This window comes from Agromyces sp. MMS24-JH15 (assembly GCF_043518605.1).
Taxonomy (GTDB): Bacteria; Actinomycetota; Actinomycetes; order Actinomycetales; family Microbacteriaceae; genus Agromyces.
This window is the reverse complement of the sequence record NZ_CP171358.1, coordinates 1,233,595-1,256,784: the sequence shown is the minus strand read 5'-3', so window position 1 is coordinate 1,256,784 and position 23,190 is coordinate 1,233,595. Positions and strand designations below refer to the sequence as shown.

Here is a 23,190-nt window from a genome sequence, read left to right as displayed (position 1 = left end):
GCGGGTCTCGATACGCGTCGACTCCGTCGGCGCTACTCGACCACCGATGGGCGACTCCGTCGGCGCTACTCGACCACCGATGGGCGACTCCGTCGGCGCTACTCGACCACCGATGGGCGACTCCGTCGGCGCTACTCGACCATCGATGGGCGACTCCGGTCGGCGCTACTCGACCATCGGACCGGGTCCCGGCCGCCGGTCGGGTTCGAGCCGGTGGAGGGCGGCGAGGAACGGTGCGTGCAGGTCGGGCGCGAGCGAGCCGAAGTAGGCGGCATCGGCGGCCTCGACGTCCCGGACGGCGCGATTCGCGAGCGCGATGCCCTCGCTCGTCGGATCGAGGGCGATGGCCCGCCCGTCCGTCGGGTGCGGTGCACGTCGGACGTACGCCTTGGCCTCGAGCGCGCGGAGCACCTGCGACGTCATCATGACGTCGAGGCCGGCATGCTCCGCGAGGTCGCGCTGGCTGACTGGTTCGGAGCGATCCATCCAGACCAGCGAGGCGAGGAGGACGAACTGGACGTGGGTCAGCCCGTGGGGCGCGAGGGCGGCGCGCATCTGTCGCTGCCACCCGTTGGTGACTCGCCAGAGCGCCAGCCCGGGGCTCGATTCGGCATCCGGGTGGCGCGTGTCGAGCCCGCCGGTCATCGTCGCCCGCTCACACCGGAAGCCGTTCGGCCGCGCCGACCAGTTCGGCCATGGCCGCGGGGAAGTCGTCGCTGATCTGCGGTCCGAGTTCGGGGCCGATCCGGTCGGCCTCGGGGCCGGCGATCGTCAGCGTGTGCGTGACGACGGTGCCGCCGTCGGGCGCGGGAGCCAGGTCGTGACGGAACGTGAGCACGAGATCGCCGAAGATCGTGCGGTCCGCGTACACGTGGCCGGGGTCGAGTTCGACGATCGTCGACTGCATCGGCTCCTGGCCCTGCGGCGTGACCGTCAGCGTGGTGCCGACCTCGAACGGACCGTGCAGTTCGAACGCGTCCGAGTTCGGGCCGAGCGGGGTTCCGGAGTGCAACGCCTCCAGCGCCGACCAGACCGCGGCGGGCGGTGCGGCGGTCCTTCCCTGATGACTCGTGGTCCACATGGCAACCTCCTAAGTAGTAAGTGCGCTTACTATACCTCGAATCGGGCCCGCCTGTCGAGCCGACTCCTCGGCGCTTACGCTCCCGCGGTCTGCCACACCCCGGGGAACCGCTGCTCGTCGAGGGCGCGGGAGGGGACATCCTCGGGCACGTCCGCGAGCGACGCGGGCAGCCAGCGCGGATTCCGGTCCTTGTCGATGACCTGCGCTCGGATGCCCTCGTGCAGGTCCGGGTGCTCGATGAACCACGTGACCGCGCGGAACTCCTGTTCGAGCGCGTCCTCGAGGCGCGGCAGCACGCGCGCACGTCGGACCGCCTCGAGCGTGACCGTGAGCGCGGTCGGCGACAGCGTCTCGAGTTCGTCGGCCGCGGCCGAGGCATCCGCCACGCCCCGCCGACCGGCCGCGCGGAGCCGCTCGATGATCTCGCCGACGGTGGGCGCCGAGTAGCACTCGTCGACCCAGTCGCGCGCGAGCGCGAGGGCGGACGGCCCCGGCGTCTCGTCGAACAGCATCACGATCTCGGCGGGCGTGCCGGGGTCGGCGCGCTCCGCGAGCGCCTGGATGAGGTGCGGGAGCCGATCGGACGGCACGTACGCGTCGGCGAAGCCGGCGTGGATCGCGTCGGCGGCATCCATCGTGCGGGCGTTCAGCGCCACGTGCACGCCGAGTTCGCCGGGCGCGCTCGCGAGCAGCCAGGTGCCGCCGACGTCCGGCGTGAAGCCGATCCGCGTCTCGGGCATCGCGAGCCGCGAGCGCTCGGTCACGACCCGGGTCGAGGCATGCCCGGCGAGCCCGATGCCGCCGCCCATCGTGATGCCGTCCATGAGCGAGACGACCGGCTTGGGGTACCGGGCGATCATCGCGTCGAGCCGGTACTCGGTGCGGAAGAAGCGGTGGGCTTCCTCGTGCCGGCCGTCGGAGGCGAACCGGTGGAGTTCGCGGATGTCCCCGCCGGCGCAGAACCCCCGGTCGCCGGCCCCGTCGAGCAGCACGAGCCCGACCTCGGTATCGTCGCGCCAGGCCTCGAGCACGACCGTCAGCGCCTGGACCATCTCCCAGTTGAGCGCGTTGATCGCCGCGGGTCGGTCGAGCGTGAGGTGGCCGAGGCCGTCGGCAACGGTCGCCTGGATGAGGTCGCTCATGTCGCCACGCTATCCGCATCGTGCCCCTGCGGCATCCGGCTGCGGGTGGGGTGGCCCGGCCCTCGGGCACCGCTCGCCGCGGCGCGGCGTAGGATCTCCGGATGGTCCCTGTCGAGAACCTGTGGGCGTTCGTCGTCGCATCGGCGATCCTCATCGCAATCCCCGGCCCGAGCGTGCTCTTCTCGGTCGGCCGCGCGCTCGTGCTCGGGCGAGTCGGCGGCCTGCTCAGCGTCCTCGGCAACGCGCTCGGCCTGCTGCCGCTGATCGCGGCGGTCGCCCTCGGGGTCGGGGCCCTCGTCGCCCAGTCCGTCGTGCTCTTCACCGTGCTGAAGATCGTCGGTGCGCTGTACCTCGCCTACCTCGGCATCCAGGCGATCCGGCACCGAGGCGATGCTGCGGCCGCGCTCTCGGCGCCGGTCGCACGGCGATCGCGGTGGCGCCAGCTCGGGCAGGGATTCATCGTCGGCGTCACGAACCCGAAGACGATCGCGTTCTTCGTGGCGGTGCTCCCGCAGTTCGTCTCGCTCGAGGCCGGCTCGGCGACGCTCCAACTCCTGGAACTCGGGTTCGTGTTCTTCGTGATGGCGCTGATCGGCGACAGCACGTGGGCGCTGGCGGCCGGGTCGGCACGCGACTGGTTCGTGAAGTCCCCCAAGCGGGCCGAGCGCCTCGCGGGCACCGGCGGCGCGATGATGATCGGCCTCGGCGGCGTGCTCGCGCTGTCCGGCGCCTCGCACTGAGCGTGGGCTGATCCGGGCCTGCCCGTCGTCGGTCGGCGTCCGGATCCGAGCGGAATCAGGTGTTTGTCCTTCGATCGCGGCCGTCGCTAGCGTGAGCGCGTGACCCGACCGCGTCCGCGACTGCTCGCGATCCTTCCGCTCGTCCTCCTCGTCGAACTCGCTTCGTCGGCTGTGCCAGGAGTGCGCCGGCCGCTGAACCGGCTCCCGAGCCCGCAAGCCAAGCGATCGTTCCGCAGCGCGCGCTCGATGACGCCTGCCCCGATGTCGCATCGGACGATGAGATCGCATCGGTGATCGGCGCCGCCTCGGCCTCACTCGATCCCGGTGGCACCTCGTCGGAGCTCCAGCCCGATTCCGCGCTGACGATCGAGACGATCGACGCGCGTTCGCTCGGCCGGATCACGTGTCGATGGAGCGGCGTGGACGGCGCGGGGAGCGTGATCGTCACGCTCATCCCCATCCCTGCGGACCTTCGCGACCTGATCGTCGGCGAGGGTTGCTCCGAGCCCGTCGTGGACGCGTCGGCGCCGCTCACCCGGCTGTTCGAGGCGCCCGGATCGGAAGCGTGCGCCTGGTGGGTGCCCTCCGGGACCTCGTCCGCGTTCGCCAACCTCTTCCCAGGGGCATCGTGGGCGGTCGACGAAGCAGCCGAGCTGCCCGGCGCCGAGCGGGTCGATGTGTCCGGCGCGGTCTCCGCCGTACGCCACGGCGATGCGGCGAACGGCGTGTGGTATGCCACCGACGGGGCGAACCTCGCCTACGTCCTGATCACGGACGGCGAGGCGTTCGACGTCGACGCCCTGCTGTCCGCGATGCTCGCCGCCCCGGAGTGAAGGGGTACTGCCCGCGTCCGCACTGAACCGCCCGGGGTCGGCGGCTAGGCGTCCGCCGGGTTCACCGCCGTGCCGACGAGGATGCCCCGCGCGAGCGTGTGGGCGAAGCTGCGGCCGCCGAGGACGGCGGGCGTGGCATCCGGATCCAGGTCCAGGCGCGGGACATCCAGTGCCGTGACCACGAAGAAGTACCGATGCACGCCCGAGCCGGGCGGCGGCGACGAGCCCGCGTAGCGGTGCTCGCCGGTCTCGTTACCGAGGACGAGCGCACCGCGCGGCAGCCTGAACCCTCCGGCCTCGCCCGCGCCGGGCGGCAGGCTCGTCACGTCGGCCGGGATGTTCGCCACGGCCCAGTGCCACCAGCCCGAGGCGGTCGGGGCATCCGGGTCGAAGCACGTGACCGCGAAGCTCGCCGTGCCCGCCGGGAACCCCGACCAGGACAGCTGCGGCGACCGATCGCCCGCGCCGGGGCCGGACGCCTGCAGCGGGAGCGGCAGGGGCTCGCCGTCCTCGAAGTCGGTGCTGGTCACCTCGAACCGGCCGACGGGGCGCAGCGCCTGCAGCGCCGCGTACGGATCCACCTCGAGCATCGTCGACTCCCTCCGCGCTGGACCCGGGTCGAACCTGGCGGCCGCGGGCACGACTTCAGGCTATGGGCATCCCCTCGGGTCGCGCACGTAGGATCGGCGCCGTGCCGCTCGCCAAGATCCTGCTCTACTACGTGTTCGCGCCGCTCGCCGACCCCGAGGCGATCCGGCTGTGGCAGCGCGACCTGGCCGACTCGCTCGGCCTGCGCGGGCGGATCCTCATCTCGAAGGACGGGCTGAACGGCACGCTCGGCGGCGAGATGCAGGCGCTGAAGCGCTACGTGCGCCGCACGCGCGACTACGCCCCCTTCAAATCGATCGACTTCAAGTGGAGCGAGGGCACGGGCCTCGACGCATCCGGTGCGAGCCTCGACTTCCCCAAGCTCAGCGTGAAGGTGCGCGACGAGATCGTCTCGTTCGGCGCACCCGGCGAACTCCGCGTCGACGCAGCGGGCGTGGTGGGCGGCGGCGCGAAGCTCACCCCCGACGCGCTGCACGAACTCGTCGCCGAGCGCGGCGAGGAGCTCGTCTTCTTCGACGGTCGCAACGCGCTCGAGGCGCAGATCGGGCGGTTCCGCGGCGCGGTCGTGCCCGACGTCGAGACCACGCGCGACTTCGTCGCCGAGCTCGACAGCGGCCGCTACGACGACCTCAAGGGCCGACCCGTGGTGACGTACTGCACGGGCGGGATCCGCTGCGAGGTGCTGTCGAGCCTGATGGTCGAGCGCGGCTTCGGCGAGGTGTACCAGCTCGACGGCGGCATCGTCCGCTACGGCGAACGCTTCGGCGACGACGGACTCTGGGAGGGCTCGCTCTACGTGTTCGACCGGCGCGGGTCGGTCGACTTCAGCGACCACGCCGCCGTGATCGGCACATGTGCGGGGTGCGGTGCGGCGACGAAGCGCACGGCCAACTGCCCGGATGCCTCGTGCCGGGAGCAGGCGGTCGTGTGCGAGTCGTGCGTCGCCGTCGCGTGCGCGACCCACGCCGCGGTGGCGTGAGGTCTCGGCGAGCGACCCCCGGTCAGGACGCGAAGCGCAGCAGGATCGACTCTCCGACGTCGTCGATCGAATCGCCGCGGTTCGACAGCACGATCACCGCAGTCCCCGCGGTGCGGTCGATCCGGAGCGTCGCCCCGAACCCCGCCGTCACGCCGCCGTGCTCGACGAGCTCGTGCCCGTCGTGGTCGGCCTCCGCGCCCCAGAAGTAGCCGATCTCGGTATCGAGCGCACCCTGGCGGCGGACGATCGCGGCACTGTCGGCGAACGGCCCGTCGAGCACGGCCCGCGCGTAGGCCACCATGTCGTCGAGGGTCGCCGTGATGCCGCCGGCGGGCGCGTACGCGCCGAGGGTCGACGGCTCGGCCGCGCCGCCGTCGGCGAGGAATCCGGGCGCGAGCCCGGCGGGCACCTCGTCGTCCTCGACGGTGAGCCATGCGGTCTCCATGCCCGCGGGCTCGAACACCCGCTCGACGAGGAGGCTGCGGAAGTCGGTGCCCGCGGCGGCCGCGAGCGCCTGCCCGGCGAGCGAGGCGCCGAGGTTCGAGTATTGGGGCGGGGCATCCGGCGCGAGCGGCTCGGCGGCGGCCTCGGCGACGAGTTCGTCGACGGTCTCGTCGAGCACGTCCTCGCCCGCGAGGAAGGCCGGCTCGATGCGCGCCCGCCAGGCCGGATCGCTGGGGAAGGTCGGCAGGCCCGAGCTGTGCTTCGACAACTCGTCGAAGGTGACGGATGCCGCGGGCGAGTCGCCGAGGTCGAGGTAGTCGCCGATCGGGTCGTCGAGCTCGACCTCGCCGCGCTCGATCGCCTCGGCGAGCAGCAACCCGACCGTCGTCTTCGAGATCGAGCCGACCTCGAAGACCGTTCCGGCGTCGGCGTTGAGGTAGGCGGTGCGCACCCCGTCTCCGTCGACGACGGCCACCGCGACGACCTGGTCGGCGTCGGGGAAGCTCGGGCGGATCGCTGCGATCAGGTCGACGTCGCCGCTCGCGCCGGAGGGCGCGGCGGTCTCCTCGGTCGGCGAGGGCCCGGACGGCGCGCACCCGGCGAGGAGCGCACCGCAGACGGCGGCGGAGGCGACGGCGAGGAGCAGGACGCGGGCACGCGGACGGGCAGGCGCGACGGGTTCGGCGACGGGCATGCCGACGACGCTATCCGCGCGCCGTCGCGCGAGGATCCGGGGTGCCCCTGACCCGCTCCTTCCGCCGGGCGTACCGTCGGGCGGGCTCGCTCGACAGCGCGAGCATGACGAGGATGTCGAGCGCGAGCGTCACGAGCGTGAAGTCGAGGTGGATCTCCTGGTCGCCGGCCCACCACGACGCGAACGTGCCGCTGATGCTGAGCGTGCCGAGCACGAGCAGGGTGATCCGCGCCCAGTTCACGCCGAAGTAGACGACCACCCCGAGCACGAGTTCGATGAGCAGCAGGATGCCGCCGCCGATGACGAGCACTCCGACGACGACCATGCCGACGGCCTGCGCATCGGCATCGGCGAGGTCGAGGCCGTCGTCTCCGAGTTCGGCGTCGACGTAGTCGCCGCTCACCGCGAGCAGGGCGGCGAGCCAGAGGACGCCGGCGAGGGTCCGGAGCCCCACGAGCACCGCCCCGACCGCGATCGCCGCCGGCCGGCGCATCCGCGGGTCCTCCCGCTCGGGCCGGGCGAGGTCGCCCGGCGACTCGTACGCGCGACGCTTCGAGGCATCCGTCATGCCGGCACCGCCCCCACGTCGATGACAGGCAGGTCGCCGTCGGTGTGGATGGTGTCGCCGCCGCCGTTGCGCGAGTGGTACCCGGTCGAGAAGTCGTGCAGCACGTCGACCCGGACGGCCGGGTCGGCCCCGGTCAGCGACCCGACGATGTGGTCGCGCTCGATGTCGGTGTTCGCGTCGATCTTGTGCGTGACCTGCAGCGTGAACAGCGACAGCCCGACGCGCCGGTCGAACGTGCCCGCCGCGAGCCAGTCGACGCGCGCCCCGCCGGGCAGGAGCCAGCCGGAGGGCGTCCGCCAGAAGCGCACGTGGTGCCGCTTCGCGGGATTCCCCTCGACCTCCTGCTGGTAGGCGAAGTCCTGCTTCCGCCCGAACAGGAACAGCGGGCTCACGGGCGCCTCGTCGTAGCTGCGGCGCGTGAGCGTCGAGGCGATGATCTTCCAGCTCGTGCCGAGCGTGACGTCATCGGCCCGGGTCCACCCGGCCTCCTCGAGCGCGCGGTGGATCTGCGCCTCCTCGCCGCGGACGGCGAGGTTCACCGGGTCGCCGAGCAGGCCGTCGCTCGTGCGCGTGCGGCCCATGAAGTAGTCGGGCACGTAGATGGTCGTGAGGATGCGGTGGAGCCGGGGCAGCACGAGGTACGCGAGCAGGACCCAGAACACGACGAAGACGAGGATGCCCCACCAGCCGAACGAGAACGACTCGGTGAACAGCAGGATCGCGAGCCAGATCGCCGCGAGGCCCGCGAAGACGAAGAAGAAGCCGTCGAGCAGGACGTTGAGCGAGAAGCGTCGCTGCCGCCCGCCCCCACGGCCACCCTCCGTCTGCACGGCCATGCGGACACCCTAGCCCGCGGTGGCCCCCGGGCCTCCGGAGCCCGCGATCGCCGCGACGGCGACGGCGAGCTCGTCCCCGGTGGGCACGCCGCGGTCGGGGCTCAGCAACCACAGGATGCCGAGGCTCTGCACGAGCGCGAAGTACAGCTTGGCGACCGCGTCGACCTGCTCGTCGTCGAGATCGGGGTAGGCGACTCGGAGGTTGTCGGCCATCCCGCGGTAGCCCTCGGCGGAGGCCTCGCTCAGGTGGCGGCCGGCCTCGGGGTCGCGGAGCACGCGCACGCTGTTCTCGAGGCCCGCGAGGAGCGCCTCGCGGTTGGCGGCGAACACCGCGGGCATCGCGTTCCAGGTCGCGGCGAAGCCGTCGAGCAGCGTGCCGCCGCGTCCCTCGAGCATGAGGGCCTCGATGTCCTCCCCGATCCCGGTGCCGAGCGCCTCGACGAGCGCCTCGGTGATGAGGCGGTCCTTCGACCCGAAGTGGTAGCCGATCGCGGCGAGGCTGACGCCCGCCTCGTTCGCGATGTCGCGTGCGGTCGCCTTCGCGACCCCCCGATCGGCGATCACCCGGCGGGCGCCGGCCAGCAGGTCTTCGCGGTTGCCCATGTCCCGCATGGTACCCGAACGTCTGAGACATCCGTGCTAGACAAACGTCTGAATAACGAGTAGAACGGATGTCTCAGACATATGTGCCACCCTGATCCGCGGCATCCGACGAAGGGATCCACCATGACCACCACCCCGCACGTGCTCATCTCGGGCGGCGGCATCGCCGGCCTCGCGCTCGCGCTCGGACTCGTGCGCGACGGCGTCCGCACGACCGTCGTGGAGCGCGCACCCGCCCCTCGCCCGGGCGGCCAGGCCGTCGACCTCCGCGGCGCGAGCCGGGAGGTCGCCGAGCGACTCGGGCTCCTCCCCGAGATCCTCCGGCACCGGATCGACGAGCGCGGGCTCGCCTACGTCGACGGCCGCGGCCGCGTGTACGGGCGCATGTCGATGGAGGACTTCGACGGCGAGGGGGCCGTCGCCGAGATCGAGATCGCGCGCGGCGACCTGAACCGGGTGCTGCTCGACGCCCTCGCGGCCGCCGACGCCGCCGCGCCCGGCCTCCTCGACCTCCGCTACGGCGAGCACCTCACCGCCCTGGTGCAGGACGCCGACGGGGTCGATGCGACCTTCGCCTCCGGGGCCGCGGAACGGTTCGACCTCGTGGTCGGCGCCGACGGCGTCCACTCGGCGACGCGCCGACTCGCGTTCGGCCCCGAGGACCGGTTCGCCACCCGCCTCGGCGGCTGCACCGCGTTCTTCACGCTGCCGCGCCCCGCCGACCTCGAACCCGGCTGGTTCGCGATGCGGTCGGTGCCCGGCGCGACGTTCGGCCTGCGCCCGGGCGCCGACCCGGCGACCGCGATGGCGCTCATCACGCTCCGGATCGACCACGACGCGTCGCTGCGCGGCGACCGCGACGCGCAGGAGGCCCGCATCCGCAGCGCGCTCGCCGGCGCCGGATGGCACGCCCCGACCGCGCTCGCGGCGATGTCCACGGCGACCGACTTCTACTTCGACGAGCTCGTCCGCATCGACGTGCCCGTGCCGGCGGTCGGGCGGGTCGCCCTCGTGGGCGACGCGGCGGCGAGCGGGTCCCCGCTGACCGGCATGGGCACCGCGACGGCCCTCGTCAGCGCCCACCTGCTGGCGCGGCGGATCGCGTCGGCACCCGAGGACCTCCCGGGCGCGCTGGCCCGGTACGCCGTCGACCTCGCGCCATTCGCCGCCGCGGGCAAGGCGATCCCCGGCGGGAGCATCCGGTTCTTCGTCGTCGGCTCGCGTCTCGGGCAGGCGATGTCGCGCCTCACGACCGGCCTCATGCTGTCGCGCGCCCTCCGCCCGCTCGTGCAGCGCCTGTTCCGCGCCGGGCGCGGCGCCGAACCGACCCTGCCCGATCCCGCGCCGCCCACCTCCGCCCGCCCCGCCGCCCGCGCCGCCTAGGCTCGACCCCATGGCCTACGACGTCGCCCGGATCCGCTCGCAGTTCCCCTCGCTCGAGTCGGGATGGGCCCAGTTCGACGGGCCGGGCGGCACGCAGACGCCGCTCGCCGTCGGCCAGGCGATCGCCGCGACCCTCGTCGGGCCGCTGTCGAACCGCGGCACCTCGAGCGTGAGCGAACAGCGGGCGGATGACTCGGTCCGCGAGTTCCGCGTGGCCGTCGCCGACCTCACGGGCGCCGACCCGCGCGGCGTCGTGCACGGGCGGAGCGCGACGCAGCTCGCCTACGACTTCTCGCGCCACCTGTCGCGCGACTGGGGCCCCGGCGACGAGGTCGTCGTGACCCGACTCGACCACGACTCGAACGTGCGGCCGTGGGTGCAGGCCGCCGAGCGCGCGGGTGCGACCGTGCGCTGGGCCGACTTCGACCCGGAGACCGGCGAACTCCCCGTCGCGGCCGTCGAGGCGGTGCTCTCCGACCGCACCCGGCTCGTCGCGGTGACGGCCGCGTCGAACCTCATCGGCACGATGCCCGCCGTCGCGGCGATCGCGGACTCCGCGCACGCGGTCGGCGCGCTCGCGTACGTCGACGGCGTGCACTTCACCGCGCACGAACTGCCCGACCTCGCGGCGCTCGGCGCCGACCTGTTCACCTGCTCGCCGTACAAGTTCCTCGGCCCGCACTGCGGCGTGCTCGTCGCCGAACCGGAGCTCCTCGACGAGATCCGGCCCGACAAGCTCCTCCCCTCGACCGACGACGTGCCCGAGCGCTTCGAGTTCGGGACGCTGCCGTACGAGCAGCTCGCGGGCGTCACGGCCGCCGTCGACGTGCTCGCGGGCCTCGACGACTCCGCGACCGGCGGCCGCCGCGACCGGCTCGTCGCGTCGTACGCCGCACTGCACGCGCACGAGGAGACCCTGCGCCGCCGTCTCGAGGACGGGCTGGCGCAGCTGCCCGGCGTGACCGTCCGGTCGCGCGCCGCCCGCCGCACGCCCACCATCCTGATGACCTTCGACGGGCGGGCCGCCGCCGACGTGTCGGCCGCGCTCGCGGAGCGGCGCGTGCTCGCGCCGAGCCACAACTTCTACGCGCTCGAGGCATCCCGTCGCCTCGGGCTCGGCGACGCCGGCGGCCTGCGCGTCGGCCTCGCGCCCTACACCGACGACACCGACGTCGAGCGACTGCTCGACGGCCTGAAGGGAGCCCTCGCATGACCACGACCGACCCGACCACCGCGCGCACCGACCCGGCCGACCCGGCCGCGACCGCCGAGCGCGGCGCGCTCCTGCGGCGGCTGCACGAGGCATCCGAGCTGCTCCAGGTCGTGAACGTGTGGGACGTCGTGAGCGCGCGCGCCGTCGCCGGCCTGCCCGGCACGCGGGCCCTCGCGACTGCGAGCCACTCGATCGCGGCGACGTTCGGCTACCCCGACGGCGAGCGGATCCCGCGGGCGCTCATGCTCGACATGGCGGGCCGCATCGCCCGCGCCGTCGACGTGCCCGTGTCGGCCGACCTCGAGGCCGGGTACGGCGACGCCGGCGAGACCATCCGGCTCGCGATCGCCGAGGGCATCGTCGGCGCCAACCTCGAGGACGAGCTGAAGCCGCTGCCCGACGCGGTCGCCGCGGTCCGCGCCGCCGTCGCGGCGGCCGACGCCGAGGGCGTGCCGTTCGCGCTCAACGCCCGCACCGACGCGTTCCTGCGTGGAGGCGGCCGGCCCGTCGCCGAGTCGGTCGCCGACGCCATCGAGCGCGGCCGCGCGTTCCTCGACGAGGGCGCGACCTGCGTGTTCGTGCCCGGCAACCTCGGCGAGTCGGTGGTCGCCGACCTCGTCGCGGGCATCGGCGAGCGCCGGGTGAGCCTGATCGGCCTGCCGGATGTCCCGCCGCCGGCCCGGCTCGCCGAACTCGGCGTCGCCCGCCTCTCGTACGGCCCGTACACGCAGCGCGTCGTGCTCGGCACGCTCCAGGACCTCGCGACCTCGCTGTACGACGGCGGCGTCCTGCCGAGTGGCATCCGCCCGCTCAACTGACCGCCGCGCTAGGGTGGCTCGTGGCGGCTCCGGCCGCCTGAGGCTGCGGGGGCGCGGCCCGAAGCGGCGCTCATGCTCCCGACGAAGGAGGCGCAGTGGCACGCGGCATCCCCATCGAGATCCAGGGGCTCACGAAGCGGTTCGGGCACGTGACCGCGGTCGAGGACCTGTCGTTCACGGTCGAACCGGGTCGGGTCACGGGGTTCCTCGGTCCGAACGGCGCCGGGAAGACCACGACCCTCCGGTCGCTCCTCGGCCTCGTGAAGCCGACCGCGGGGACCGCGACCTTCGCCGGCACGCCCTACGCGAAGCTCGATCGGCCCCTCGAGACCGTCGGCGCCGCGCTCGACGCCGCATTCCACCCGGGCCGGACCGCGCGCGACCACCTGCGCGTGTACGCGACCGCCGCGGGCATCCCGAAGGCGCGCGTCGGCGAGGTCCTCGAGCTCGTCGGCATCGCCGAGTACGCGAACCGTCGGGTCGGCGGCTACTCGCTGGGCATGCGGCAGCGCCTCTCGCTGGCGTACACGCTGCTGGGCGACCCGGGCGTGCTCGTGCTCGACGAGCCGATCAACGGACTCGACCCCGAGGGCATCCGCTGGATCCGCGTGTTCCTCCAGGGTCTCGCGCGCGAGGGCCGGACGGTGCTCGTGAGCTCGCACCTGCTGAGCGAGGTGCAGCAGACCGTCGACGAGGTCGTCATCATCTCCCGCGGCCGGCTCGTGAAGAGCGGCACGATCGTGAGCCTCGAACTCGACGCCGCACCGCGCACGATCGTCGACGCCCCGGACCGCGCCGCGCTCGGCGCCGCGCTCACCGCGGCGGGACTCGACGCGACGCCGGGTCGCAGCGGCTTCATCGTGGACGAACCGGACCCGGGCCGCGTCGGCGCGGTCGCATTCGCGGCCGGCGTGCAGCTGAGCGCGCTGCACCGCCTGAAGTCGGGCCTCGAGGAGTCGTTCCTCGCGCTCACCGGCCAGACGCACGAGGATGCCCCGCCGGACGCGCCGCCGGACGGCCCGCCTCCCGCGAGCCCACCGAATCCGGCACCAGCACCCGCACCCGCACCCGCACCCGCACCCGACGCTTCCGACGCCTCGGCCGACGATCGGGAGGCGTGACCGTGCGCGCACTCGCGGCCGAGTTCCAGAAGACCCTCACCACCCGCATGTGGTGGCTCCTCGCGATCCTCCTCGTCGTCTACGTGGGGCTGCTCGCCGGCGGCCTCGGCGCGTTCCTCGCGTGGGCGATCGCGAACCCCGAGCAGGCCGCGCGGGCGGGTGGCGGCCAGCCGCCGATCACGCCCGGGATCGACCTCCCGCCGCTCATCTACAGCTTCGCGACCTCCATCGGATACGTCTTCCCCGTGCTGCTCGGCGCGCTCGCGGTCACGGGCGAGTTCCGGCACCGCACCCTCACGCCGACCTTCCTCGCGACCCCGAAGCGCGGGGTCGTGCTCACCGGCAAGCTGGCCAGCCAACTCGTCGTGGGCGCCGTCTTCGGCGTGCTCGGCTTCGCGGCGTCCGTCGGCGCGGGGGCCGCCGCGCTCTCCGCGTTCGGCGTCGACCCGACGCTCGACGCGACCGACACGTGGGCGATGGTCGGCCGGGGCATCCTCGCGATGGCGCTGTGGGGCGCGATCGGCGTCGGACTCGGCGCGGTCGTGCCGAACCAGGTCGCCGCGATCGTCATCGTGATCGCCTTCACCCAGTTCGTCGAACCCATGCTCCGGCTCGTGTCGTCGCTGTCGGACGTCACGGCCGAGATCGGCAAGTACCTCCCTGGGGCCGCGAGCGATGCCCTCGTCGGGGCATCCATCTACTCGATGGCCGCGATCGGGCAGAGCGCGAGCCTCGAGTGGTGGCAGGGCGGGCTCGTGCTCGCCGGCTACGCCGCGCTGCTCACGGTCATCGGCGGCGCGACCACCTGGCGGCGCGACGTCACGTGACCGACCTCGCCGAGCTGCGCTCGCGGCGGCTCTTCGCGCAGGGCCTGCGGCCGTCGGTGGTCGAGGAGCGCCCGGCCGCCCCCGTGGACCTCGTGCGCCGGGCCGTCGCCGTGCAGTCGCAGGAGTACCTGCCCGCGCAATGGGGGCTCGCCCAGCGGATCCCCGCCGGGGTCCGGCCGACGGCGGCCGACACCGCGGCGATGCTCGACCGCGGCGAGATCCTCCGCACGCACGTGCTGCGCCCGACCTGGCACTTCGCGGTCCCGGAGGACATCCGGTGGCTGCTCGAGCTCTCAGCCGAGCGGGTCCGCCGGATCCAGGCGACCTACGACCGCCGGCTCGGGATCGAGGGCGAGGCCGCGACCCGCGCGCTCGACGCCCTCGCGGCCGCCGTGGCCGACGGCCGGCACCGCACGCGCGAGGAGCTCGCCGATGCGCTCGGCGCGGTCGGCTGGGAGACGAAGGGCGGGACGCTGCTCTTCCTCCTGATCCGCGCCGAGCTCGAGCGCGTGCTCATCTCCGGCGCGAGCGTCGGCAAGCAGCGCACCTACGCCGCGTTCGACGAGCGCGTCCCGGCCTCCCCGCCGCGCGACCGGGAGGACGCGCTCGCCGAACTCGCCGAGCGCTTCCTGCTCACCCGATCGCCCGCGAGCGCGCGCGACTTCTCGGCCTGGAGCGGGTTCGGGCTCCGGGACGCGCGGCGCGCGCTGGCCGAGGCATCCGCTCGCACCGGCGGTCGCATCGCGCGATTCGGGTCGGATGCCTCGGCCGAGCTCTGGCACGACGAGGGCGTCTCCGCCGCGTGGTCGGCGCGCGATCCCGGCCGGGCCGCGGCCGACGACGACGTGCAGCGCATCGACCTGCTCCAGGCGTACGACGAGTACGTGATGGGCTACGCCGTGCCGCGCGCGTACCTGCTGCCGCCGGACCGCACCGACTCCGTCGCGCCCGAGTTCCCGCTGCACGCGGTCGCGACCGGCGGCGTGCTCGTGGGGCGGTGGGCACCCGTCGTCGAGGCGAAGCGGGCCCGGTTGCGGTTCGTGCCCTGGCGGCGGATGTCCCGTGCCGAGCAGAACTCGCTGGACACGGCCGTCGTCGACGTCGAACGGTTCCTCGGGCTGCCGGTGACCGTGGACGCCGCGCCGCTCGACGCGGCGGCCGCCGGCGCCCCGCCCCGCGATATCCTGCCTCCCGCCCCCGGAACGAAGGAGTGACCATGGCCGTCTTCGCGAGCATCGTCGTCGCCCTCGCCGCGCTGCTGCACGGCGTCATCTTCCTCATGGAGAGCGCGTGGTGGACGCGCCCAGCGATCTGGCGGCGATTCGGCGTCCGCGACCAGGCGCAGGCCGACGTGGTCCGGCCGATGGCGTACAACCAGGGCTTCTACAACCTGTTCCTCGGCCTCGGCGCGGCGCTCGGCCTCGCGCTGTACTGGTCCGGGGCGACCTCGGCGGGGCTCGCGCTCGTGCTCTTCACCACGGCGTGCATGACGCTCGCCGCCGTCGTGCTCACGACGACGGGGCGCGGCTACCTGCGACCCGCGGTGATCCAGGGCACGCTCCCGCTCATCGGGTTCGTGCTGTTCCTGTTCGCGTAGCCGTCGTCGGTCGTCGAACCGTCGGCCGCCGGGCGGACTGACGGCCGTCAGTCGTTCGACAGCGACTCGTCGAGGTCGGCGGACTCGTCGTCGTCGGCATCGGGATCCGCGTCGCCCGGCTCGGGGAGGGCCTCCTCGGCCGACACCTTCAGCCGGTCGATGAGCTCGGCCGCGTGGCTCGTGCTGAGGATGAGGCGCGAGAACTCCCCCGCGCTGAGCTCGAGCACGACGGCCTGGCGCTTGCCCTTCACGACGACGAAGTCGAGACCGCCGTGGTACTTCCACGTGCCGACCGCGACGACGAGCGGCACCTCGGTGCCGCGTCGGCGGATGCCCCGGATCCAGATCCACGGGTCGTCCGTGATGGTGGCCGACCGGATGTCCTCGCGCTGGATGACGACGTCGGCGCCGCGCAGCGCGAGCGACTTCTCGGTCGCGCCGAGGTGCACCTCGAGGCGATCTGCGTGGACCCGGATGTTGGCCATTCCCCCATCCTGCCCGAGAACGCATGCCGATTCCGGCACTCGGTCGGGACGTTCCCGATTCGCCCCGCGCGCCGGCCGACCGGACTCGCCCTGCGCGCCGGAAGCCGTTTCCGGCGTTCGAAGCACCTCCCGACGTGCTTCGAACGCCGACAGTTGCTTCCGGCCGCGGCGGCGGGATCGGGAGCGGGGCGGCGGGAGCGGGACGCCGGGCGCCGAGCGTCAGCCGGCCGGGCGGGTCGCGGCAGCGGCCGCGCGGGCGGCCGCGGGCAGCGCGTCGACGATGCGCGCGAGCGCGGCGTCGTCGTGCGCGGCCGTCACGAACCACGCCTCGAACACGCTCGGGGGGAGCGAGACGCCCGCGTCGAGCATGGCGTGGAAGAACGGGGCGTACCGCCACGACTCCTGGCGCTGCACGGCGGCGTAGTCGAACACCGGCACCTCCTCGCCGAAGACGAAGCTGAAGAGGTTGCCCGCGCGCTGCACGCCGTGCGGAACCCCCTCGGCCGTGAGCGCGGCCGAGACGGCGTCGCCCACGATCGCCGCGTTCCGGTCGAGCGCGGCGTACACCGAGGCATCCGCCGCACGCAGCGTCGCGATGCCGGCGGCGACCGCGACCGGGTTCCCGCTCAGCGTGCCGGCCTGGTAGACGGGGCCGAGCGGGGCGAGCGTGTCGAGGATCTCGGCGCGGCCGCCGAGCGCGGCGACGGGCATGCCGCCGCCGATGACCTTGCCGAAGGTCATCAGGTCGGGCGTGTACTCGGATGCCTCGCCCCCGGCCTCGAGCCCCCACCATCCGGCGGTCGACACCCGGAACCCGGTGAGCACCTCGTCGCTGATGACGAGCGCGCCGTGCGCGTGCGCGATCTCGACGAGCGCGCGGTTGAAGCCGGGCAGCGGCGGGACGACGCCCATGTTCGCCGCGGCGGCCTCGACGATGACGGCGGCGATCCGGTCCCCGTGCTCGGCGAACGCGGCGCGCACGGCATCGAGGTCGTTGTACGGCAGCACCAGCGTGAGCGCGGCGATGTCGGCCGGCACGCCCGCCGAACCCGGCAGCGCGAACGTCGCGAGGCCCGAGCCCGCCTCGGCGAGCAGGCCGTCGGAGTGCCCGTGGTAGTGCCCGGCGAACTTCACGAGCAGGTCGCGACCGGTGAATCCGCGCGCGAGGCGGATGGCGCTCATGGTCGCCTCGGTGCCCGTGGAGACCAGGCGGAGCTTCTCGACCGGGCCGACGCGCTCCTCGACGAGCTCGGCGAGCTCGGTCTCGGCCGGGGTGGATGCCCCGAACGAGAGGCCGCGGGCCGCGGCATCCTGCACCGCCTCGACGACGCGCGGGTCGGCGTGCCCCAGGATCGCGGGGCCCCAGCCGGCGACCAGGTCGACGTACTCGCGCCCCTCGGCGTCGGTGACGTACGGGCCGCGCGCGGACACCAGGAACCGCGGCGTCCCGCCGACGGACCGGAACGCGCGGACGGGCGAGTTCACGCCGCCGGAGATCGCGGCGCGCGCCCGGTCGAAGAGCTCGTCGTTGGTGGTCATGCGTCGTCCCCGTTCCGGATCCAGCCGGCGAGCTCGGTCGCCCAGTAGGTGAGCACGGCGTCGGCGCCGGCGCGGCGGATGCCCCGCACGGACTCCGCCACCGCACGCCTGCGGTCGATCCAGCCGTGCATCGCGGCGGCCTCGACCATCGCGTACTCGCCCGAGACCTGGTACGCCCAGACCGGCACGTCGCTCGCGGCGCTCACATCGGCGAGCACGTCGAGGTACGAGCCGGCGGGCTTCACCATGACGACGTCCGCACCCTCCTCGATGTCGAGGAGGGCTTCGCGCAGCCCCTCGCGGCGGTTGCCGGGGTCGAGCTGGTAGGTGCGCCGGTCGCCCTGCAACTGCGAGTCGACGGCATCGCGGAACGGCCCGTAGAAGGCGCTCGCGTACTTCGCCGAGTAGGCGAGGAGGGCCGTGTCGAGGAATCCGGCGTCGTCGAGGGCCGCGCGGACCGCCGCGGTCTGGCCGTCCATCATGCCGCTGAGCCCGAGCACCTGCGATCCGCTCGCGGCCTGGACGAGCGCCATCTCGGCGTAGCGCTCGAGCGTGGCGTCGTTGTCGACCCGGCCCAGCGCGTCGAGCACGCCGCAGTGCCCGTGGTCGGTGAACTCGTCGAGGCAGAGGTCGGTCTGGACGACGACCGCGTCGCCGACCTCATCGCGCACGACGCGCGTCGCGACGTTCAGGATGCCGTCGGGGTCGGTCGCGCCAGTACCGGTCGCGTCGCGCACCTCGGGCACGCCGAACAGCATGATGCCGCCGACGCCCGCCTCGGCCGCCTCGACGACGGCCGCGCGGACGGAGTCGAGCGAGTGCTGCACGACGCCCGGCATCGAGGCGATCGGGATCGGCCCCCCGATGCCCTCGCGGACGAACACCGGCAGCACGAGGTCGGCGGGGTGCAGCCGGGTCTCCGAGACCAGACGGCGCAGGGCCGGGGTCGAGCGGAGGCGGCGCGGACGGATGACGGGGTGGGGCGTCGAGGTCACCGAACCAGCCTACGTCGCGGCGGCTGGGCGGATGCCCGGTCGCCGGCGCCCGAGGTCAGCGGCAGCGGAACCGGACGGGCGAGCGGATGTCCCGCTCCGGCGAAGCGCCGCGCGCCTCCGTCATCGTTCGAGTCCGGCGTCCGCGAGCGCCCCCGTGATCGCCGAGCCGAGCCGTTCCACCGCCTCGTCGCTCCACGCCTCGGCGTGGACGCCCCACTCGGGCGCACCGACGTAGCGAGGCCAGGCGGACGGATCCTTCGCCCAGGTGCCGACCTCGATGCCGGCCGCGAGCGGATCGCTCGGCTGCGGTGCCGCGGCGAGACCGCGGAGGACGCGCGCGAAGACGGCTGAGCTGTCCGTCACCAGCACGGCGACGCCGTCGGCGCTCAGCCCGTAGTCGCCGGTGAACACCGCCGATTCGTACTCCGCGAGCCCTCCCGTGTGGGTCGAGATGCGGTAGTCGCGACCCCGGGCGGTCAGCCTGATCGATCCCTCGTCATCGATCGCGGCGTCCGCCGACTCGAGCGATGCCGCAACGATCTCGAGTGGATCGACCCCCGAGCCCCGGGTGGGTTCGACGCTGCCCCGTGCGCGGACGCCTCCCTCGCCGAAGAGCCGGCGATACGGACGCGTGATCGAGATGGCGGCGGCGTCACGGCGCAGGGCCCAGAGCCGTTCGCGGAGTTCCGCCGCGTTCGCGGTCACCGTGTCCCACCCTGCTCGCGGAGGAGCCCGACATCGACGCCGGTTCGGCCCTCGATCGTGCGGGCATGCGAACGGAGCACATCGAAGTCGACCGCTGTCTGCTCGGGCATTCCGGCAGGATACCCGAGCCCGGCCGACGGCTTCGGACGGTTACGCGCTCGCGAGCGCGGCGTTGACGACCGCGTCGATGAGGGACTCGGCCGTCCGCTCCTCCGCGACGACGTCGACCCGGAGGCCGACCTGCGCGGCATCCTTGCGCGTCTGCGGACCGATCGCCGCGACGAGCGTCGTCTCCGGGATCGGGCCGAGCTGCGACTGCACCTGCTCCGCCACGCTGCCCGAGGTCACGAGCACGGCGTTCACGCGACCCGCCCGGACGTCCTCGATCACCTTCGGCGAGGCCGGCACGCCCACCGTGCGGTACGCGATGACCGCCTCGACATGATGGCCGATGCGCGCCAGGCCGACCGAGAGCACTGGCTTCGCGATCGCCGAGCGGAGCGCGAGCACGCGCAGCCCCAGCTGCCCCTCGGTCGCGGCCTCCCACTCCTCGAGCAGGCCCTTCGCCGAGTTGTCCTCGCTCGGCACGATGTCCGCGCGGTAGCCGGCCGCGACGAGCGCCGCCGCGGTGGTCTCGCCGACCGCGGCAACCTTCGTCGAGGCCGGAATGACCGCGGCGTACGACGCGAGCACGTCGACCGTCGTCGCGCTCGTGACGGTCAGCCAGTCGAACCCGCCCGCGGCGAGCTTCCGCAGCGCCTCCTCGAGGGCCGGGAGGTCGTCGGCCGGGCCGAAGTTGATGAGCGGGGCGACCACGGGCGTCGCGCCGCGGGAACGCAGCGACGCGGCCACGCTGTCACCCCACGGACCGCCGCGCGGGACCAGGACGCGCCACCCGGACAGCGGCTTCCCCAGCCCGGACGCGGGCAGGTTGATGGCGCCCGTCATGGGTTCGAATTCGCTCACCGGCTCTCCTCGGGACGTGAAAGGGCGGCGGCGCCGTTGCCGAGGAGTTCCGCGACGACGCGATCTGCGATGTCGCGGGCCGCTTCCGCAAGATGATCGGCGGAGCGGCTCTCTGGGACCGCAGCATGAGAACTTGTCAGCTGCTGGGTTCCGTCGCCACTGTACACGCTCGCCGAGAGGAACAGGAGTTCGTCCTCGAGGAACGCGGTCGCCGCGACGGGCGCGGAGCATCCCGCCTCGAGTCCGGCGAGCACGAGCCGTTCGGCGAGCACGGCGGCCCGGGTCGAGCGATGGTCGATCGACTCGAGCGCCTGCTCGAGCGTCCGCTCGCCGCGTTCGCGGCGCACCTCGATCGCGAGCGCGCCCTGGCCCGGCGCTGTCGGCCAGTCCGAGAGCGAGAGCAGGTCGGTGGCCTCGTCGGACCGGCCGAGCCGGCCGAGGCCGGCGGCGGCGAGGAGCACCGCGTCGAGCTCGCCGGCGGCGACCTTCCCGAGCCGGGTGTCGACGTTGCCCCGGAGGTCGACCGCGACGACGTCGGGCCTGGCCGCGCCCAACTGGGCGATGCGCCGCGGCGAACCCGTGCCCACGCGCGCGCCCTCGGGCAGCGTCGCGAGCGTGAGCCCGTCGCGTGCGCAGAGCGCGTCCCGCTGGTCGGCGCGCTTGGGCACCGCGCCGAGGCGCAGTCCCTCGTGCTCGGCGGTCGGCAGGTCCTTCAGTGAATGCACCACCACGTCGCACTCGCCCGCGAGCAGCGCTTCGCGCAGGGCCGCGACGAACACGCCCTCCCCGCCGATCGTCGCGAGCGACGCGCGCGAGGTATCGCCCTGCGTGGTCACCTGGACCAGCTCGATCTCGGCGTCGGCGGCCTTCCCGATCCGGGCCGCGATCTGCTGCGTCTGGGCGAGCGCGAGCGCGCTGCCGCGCGTTCCGACGCGGATGACCCGCCCGGCGCTCACGGCGCGATCCCTGCGAGTGCGGGCCGGAACCCGAGGCGGACGTTCTCGCAGCAGCCGGGCCGGCACACGTCGTACCAGGGGCCGAGCTCGGTCATCGCCGGCCGATCGGCGACCGGCGTGCCCGCGACGCGCTCGAGGACGAGGTCGACGAGGCCCGCGACGTAGGCGGGGTGGTGGCCCGGGGTGGGCACGCGCACCGCGGTGAGTCCGTGCTCGCCGGCGGTCTCGAGCGCCTCGTTGTCGAGGTCCCAGAGGACCTCCATGTGGTCGCTCACGAACCCGAGGGGCACGATCACGATCGCCTTGCGACCGGCGGCCGGCAGCTCCGCGATGGCGTCGTTGATGTCGGGCTCGAGCCACGGCATCGACGGAGGGCCCGAGCGCGACTGGTAGACGAGCTGCCACGGGACATCCGTCGCCCCCGCCTCGCGCATGACGACCTCGGCGACGGCCCGGTGCTGGGCGGCGTACGCGCCGCCCTCGCCGAATCCGCGCTCGGCGGGGCCGGACTTCGCGGCATCCGTCGAGGGGATGGAGTGGGTCGCGAACAGCACCTCGACCTCGGCGGCGCGATCGAGCCCGGGCACGGATGCCTCGAGCTGCGCGATCCCGTCGCGCACGCCCTCGATGAAGGGCCGCACGAAGCCGGGGTGGTCGAAGAACTGGCGGACCTTGTCGATCCGGATCGACTCGGCCGTGCCGCTGTCGGCGAGCGCGTCGGCGAAGTCCTCCCGGTACTGGCGGCAGCTCGAGTACGACGAGTACGCGCTCGTGGCGATCGCGATGAGCTTCGTGAAGCCGCGCTCCTTCGCCTCGGCGAGCGCGTCGTTGAGGTACGGGTCCCAGTTGCGGTTGCCCCAGAGCACCGGCAGGTCGATGCCGCGGCTCGCGAGCTCCGCCTCGAGCGCGGCCTTGAGCTCGCGGTTCTGCTGGTTGATCGGGCTCACGCCGCCGAAGTGGCGGTAGTGGTGCGCGACCTCTTCGAGCCGTTCGTCGGGGATGCCGCGGCCGCCCGTGACGTTGCGCAGGAACGGGATGACGTCGTCCTGGCCCTCCGGGCCGCCGAAGCCGGCGAGCAGGATCGCGTCGTAGGCGACGGGTTCGGTGACGTGCTCGGGGCCCCCGGCTGCGGCCGCGGTCGCGCCGGGCACGATCGCGCCGGGCTCGCACCAGGCGGTTGCCGCGGGCGCGGGCTTGCGGCCGCGGTTCGGGGCGCCGGCATCGGCCGACGTGCGCTCCGGGGCATCCGCTCCCGTCGATCCGAGGTTCGCGGCGGCCATTACTGGAGCACCTCCACGAGCTCGGCGGTCGAGACCCGCCGGCCGGTGTAGAACGGGACCTCCTCGCGGACGTGGCGTCGCGCGTCGGTGGCGCGCAGGTCGCGCATGAGGTCGACGAGGTCGGTGAGCTCGTCCGCCTCGAGCGGCAGGAGCCACTCGTAGTCGCCGAGCGCGAACGCGGACACGGTGTTCGCGATGACGTTCGTGAACGCGGCGCCCTTGCGGCCGTGCTCGGCGAGCATGCGGCCGCGCTCGGCCGGGTCGAGCAGGTACCAGTCGTAGCTTCGGACGAACGGGTAGACCGTGAGCCACTGCTTCGGTTCGATGCCGCGGAGGAATCCGGGCACGTGGGCCTTGTTGAACTCCGCGTCGCGGTGCACGCCCATGGCGTACCAGGTCGGCAGGAGCGCGCGGAACAGGCGGGCGCGGCGGAACTCGCGCAGCGCCCACTGCAGGCCCTCGGCGGTCGGGCCGTGGAGCCAGACCATCACGTCGGCGTCGGCACGCAGGCCGGACACGTCGTAGAGGCCGCGCACGGTGACGCCCTCGTCCTCGACGAGCGAGATGACGCCGTCGAGTTCTCGGACGAATCGCGGGACGTCATGCCCGTCGAGGTCGTCCGGCCTCACCGGGTCCCGCCGGAACACGGCGAACACCGTGTAGCCCGCGGGAGACCGCTCGGCCTCGGAATCGTTTCGGAGCGCGTCGGCTGCCGCCTCGGCAGCGGGGGAAGACATGCCTCAAGTCTCCCCCTTTCCCCGGCAGGGGCAAAAGCG

Annotated in this window: 26 protein-coding genes; 10 read left to right on the top strand and 16 right to left on the bottom strand. The window is 73.6% G+C overall.

Annotated features, from left to right (window positions below):
* Positions 1-165: 165 nt before the first annotated feature.
* From ACDF64_RS05750 to ACDF64_RS05740, 3 genes are all read right to left on the bottom strand, one after another.
* On the bottom strand, positions 166-645 hold the full coding sequence (locus tag ACDF64_RS05750; RefSeq protein ID WP_394554011.1) for a MarR family winged helix-turn-helix transcriptional regulator: 480 nt from the start codon (positions 643-645) through the stop codon (positions 166-168).
* A gap of 10 nt (positions 646-655) precedes the next feature.
* Positions 656-1,081 (bottom strand): SRPBCC family protein, encoded by a 426-nt coding sequence (locus ACDF64_RS05745; RefSeq protein WP_394554009.1) that lies wholly within the window; start codon positions 1,079-1,081, stop codon positions 656-658.
* 74 nt (positions 1,082-1,155) lie between these two features.
* Positions 1,156-2,223 (bottom strand): enoyl-CoA hydratase/isomerase family protein, encoded by a 1,068-nt coding sequence (locus tag ACDF64_RS05740; protein ID WP_394554008.1) that lies wholly within the window; start codon positions 2,221-2,223, stop codon positions 1,156-1,158.
* A 101-nt stretch (positions 2,224-2,324) separates the two neighbouring features.
* Here ACDF64_RS05740 and ACDF64_RS05735 point away from each other — a divergent pair, with 101 nt between their 5' ends.
* Together ACDF64_RS05735 and ACDF64_RS05730 are read left to right on the top strand one after the other, a co-directional pair.
* Positions 2,325-2,963 (top strand): LysE family translocator, encoded by a 639-nt coding sequence (locus ACDF64_RS05735; protein ID WP_394554006.1) that lies wholly within the window; start codon positions 2,325-2,327, stop codon positions 2,961-2,963.
* A gap of 290 nt (positions 2,964-3,253) precedes the next feature.
* Positions 3,254-3,796 (top strand): hypothetical protein, encoded by a 543-nt coding sequence (locus ACDF64_RS05730; RefSeq protein WP_394554004.1) that lies wholly within the window; start codon positions 3,254-3,256, stop codon positions 3,794-3,796.
* A 44-nt stretch (positions 3,797-3,840) separates the two neighbouring features.
* Here ACDF64_RS05730 and ACDF64_RS05725 read toward each other — a convergent pair whose 3' ends face one another.
* The gene (locus tag ACDF64_RS05725) at positions 3,841-4,386 is read right to left on the bottom strand and encodes a YbhB/YbcL family Raf kinase inhibitor-like protein (protein ID WP_394554002.1); all 546 of its coding nucleotides are present in this window, start codon (positions 4,384-4,386) and stop codon (positions 3,841-3,843) included.
* Between the two features lie 101 nt (positions 4,387-4,487).
* Between ACDF64_RS05725 and ACDF64_RS05720 the strand changes: the two genes are divergently transcribed.
* On the top strand, positions 4,488-5,384 hold the full coding sequence (locus ACDF64_RS05720; protein ID WP_394554001.1) for a rhodanese-related sulfurtransferase: 897 nt from the start codon (positions 4,488-4,490) through the stop codon (positions 5,382-5,384).
* A 22-nt stretch (positions 5,385-5,406) separates the two neighbouring features.
* Here the strand turns inward: ACDF64_RS05720 and ACDF64_RS05715 are convergent, their stop codons facing one another.
* The 4 genes from ACDF64_RS05715 to ACDF64_RS05700 are packed head-to-tail and all read right to left on the bottom strand — an operon-like array spanning position 5,407 to position 8,529.
* The gene (locus tag ACDF64_RS05715) at positions 5,407-6,522 is read right to left on the bottom strand and encodes a serine hydrolase domain-containing protein (RefSeq protein ID WP_394553999.1); all 1,116 of its coding nucleotides are present in this window, start codon (positions 6,520-6,522) and stop codon (positions 5,407-5,409) included.
* Positions 6,523-6,532: 10 nt separating this feature from the next.
* The gene (locus tag ACDF64_RS05710) at positions 6,533-7,090 is read right to left on the bottom strand and encodes a hypothetical protein (protein ID WP_394553997.1); all 558 of its coding nucleotides are present in this window, start codon (positions 7,088-7,090) and stop codon (positions 6,533-6,535) included.
* Entirely contained in the window at positions 7,087-7,926 is an 840-nt protein-coding gene (locus tag ACDF64_RS05705; protein WP_394553995.1) for an LssY C-terminal domain-containing protein, read from the bottom strand. The genes ACDF64_RS05710 and ACDF64_RS05705 overlap by 4 nt, the downstream gene beginning before the upstream one ends.
* A 9-nt stretch (positions 7,927-7,935) precedes the next feature.
* The gene (locus ACDF64_RS05700) at positions 7,936-8,529 is read right to left on the bottom strand and encodes a TetR/AcrR family transcriptional regulator (RefSeq protein ID WP_394553994.1); all 594 of its coding nucleotides are present in this window, start codon (positions 8,527-8,529) and stop codon (positions 7,936-7,938) included.
* A 123-nt stretch (positions 8,530-8,652) separates the two neighbouring features.
* Between ACDF64_RS05700 and ACDF64_RS05695 the strand changes: the two genes are divergently transcribed.
* The 7 genes from ACDF64_RS05695 to ACDF64_RS05665 all read left to right on the top strand — a co-directional run bounded on the left by ACDF64_RS05695 (position 8,653) and on the right by ACDF64_RS05665 (position 15,488).
* The gene (locus tag ACDF64_RS05695) at positions 8,653-9,912 is read left to right on the top strand and encodes an FAD-dependent monooxygenase (RefSeq protein WP_394553993.1); all 1,260 of its coding nucleotides are present in this window, start codon (positions 8,653-8,655) and stop codon (positions 9,910-9,912) included.
* Between the two features lie 10 nt (positions 9,913-9,922).
* Complete coding sequence (locus tag ACDF64_RS05690; RefSeq protein WP_394553992.1) at positions 9,923-11,125, top strand: cysteine desulfurase-like protein; 1,203 nt, start codon at positions 9,923-9,925, stop codon at positions 11,123-11,125.
* Positions 11,122-11,943 carry an isocitrate lyase/phosphoenolpyruvate mutase family protein gene (locus ACDF64_RS05685; RefSeq protein ID WP_394553991.1) on the top strand — a complete coding sequence of 274 codons (822 nt, stop codon included), beginning with the start codon at positions 11,122-11,124 and terminating at the stop codon, positions 11,941-11,943. Before ACDF64_RS05690 ends, ACDF64_RS05685 begins: the two co-directional genes overlap by 4 nt.
* Before the next feature lie 95 nt (positions 11,944-12,038).
* Complete coding sequence (locus tag ACDF64_RS05680; RefSeq protein WP_394553990.1) at positions 12,039-13,064, top strand: ABC transporter ATP-binding protein; 1,026 nt, start codon at positions 12,039-12,041, stop codon at positions 13,062-13,064.
* A complete protein-coding gene (locus ACDF64_RS05675) occupies positions 13,061-13,891 on the top strand; it encodes an ABC transporter permease (RefSeq protein ID WP_394553988.1) in 831 nt (276 codons plus the stop codon). Before ACDF64_RS05680 ends, ACDF64_RS05675 begins: the two co-directional genes overlap by 4 nt.
* Positions 13,888-15,105, top strand: a complete 1,218-nt coding sequence (locus ACDF64_RS05670; RefSeq protein WP_394553986.1) for a winged helix DNA-binding domain-containing protein — start codon at positions 13,888-13,890, stop codon at positions 15,103-15,105. The genes ACDF64_RS05675 and ACDF64_RS05670 overlap by 4 nt, the downstream gene beginning before the upstream one ends.
* 2 nt (positions 15,106-15,107) lie before the next feature.
* Positions 15,108-15,488, top strand: coding sequence for a DUF1304 domain-containing protein (locus ACDF64_RS05665; RefSeq protein WP_394553984.1), 381 nt, complete (start codon positions 15,108-15,110; stop codon positions 15,486-15,488).
* A 47-nt stretch (positions 15,489-15,535) separates the two neighbouring features.
* On the opposite strand, the gene ACDF64_RS05660 is transcribed toward ACDF64_RS05665, so the two are convergent.
* The 8 genes from ACDF64_RS05660 to hemQ form a co-directional block, all read right to left on the bottom strand.
* Positions 15,536-15,973 (bottom strand): hypothetical protein, encoded by a 438-nt coding sequence (locus ACDF64_RS05660; RefSeq protein WP_394553982.1) that lies wholly within the window; start codon positions 15,971-15,973, stop codon positions 15,536-15,538.
* A gap of 219 nt (positions 15,974-16,192) precedes the next feature.
* The gene (hemL, locus tag ACDF64_RS05655; protein ID WP_394553980.1) at positions 16,193-17,512 is read right to left on the bottom strand and encodes a glutamate-1-semialdehyde 2,1-aminomutase; all 1,320 of its coding nucleotides are present in this window, start codon (positions 17,510-17,512) and stop codon (positions 16,193-16,195) included.
* Positions 17,509-18,507: a porphobilinogen synthase gene (gene hemB / locus ACDF64_RS05650; RefSeq protein ID WP_394553978.1), complete on the bottom strand. Its 999-nt coding sequence runs from the start codon at positions 18,505-18,507 to the stop codon at positions 17,509-17,511. The genes hemL and hemB overlap by 4 nt, the downstream gene beginning before the upstream one ends.
* Before the next feature lie 120 nt (positions 18,508-18,627).
* Positions 18,628-19,212, bottom strand: a complete 585-nt coding sequence (locus ACDF64_RS05645) for a hypothetical protein (protein WP_394553977.1) — start codon at positions 19,210-19,212, stop codon at positions 18,628-18,630.
* A 150-nt stretch (positions 19,213-19,362) separates the two neighbouring features.
* Positions 19,363-20,160 carry a uroporphyrinogen-III synthase gene (locus tag ACDF64_RS05640; RefSeq protein WP_394555052.1) on the bottom strand — a complete coding sequence of 266 codons (798 nt, stop codon included), beginning with the start codon at positions 20,158-20,160 and terminating at the stop codon, positions 19,363-19,365.
* 14 nt (positions 20,161-20,174) lie between these two features.
* Positions 20,175-21,134, bottom strand: a complete 960-nt coding sequence (gene hemC, locus ACDF64_RS05635) for a hydroxymethylbilane synthase (protein WP_394553975.1) — start codon at positions 21,132-21,134, stop codon at positions 20,175-20,177.
* On the bottom strand, positions 21,131-22,414 hold the full coding sequence (locus ACDF64_RS05630) for a ferrochelatase (protein WP_394553973.1): 1,284 nt from the start codon (positions 22,412-22,414) through the stop codon (positions 21,131-21,133). The genes hemC and ACDF64_RS05630 overlap by 4 nt, the downstream gene beginning before the upstream one ends.
* The gene (gene hemQ / locus ACDF64_RS05625) at positions 22,414-23,151 is read right to left on the bottom strand and encodes a hydrogen peroxide-dependent heme synthase (RefSeq protein WP_394553971.1); all 738 of its coding nucleotides are present in this window, start codon (positions 23,149-23,151) and stop codon (positions 22,414-22,416) included. The genes ACDF64_RS05630 and hemQ overlap by 1 nt, the downstream gene beginning before the upstream one ends.
* Positions 23,152-23,190: the final 39 nt, after the last annotated feature.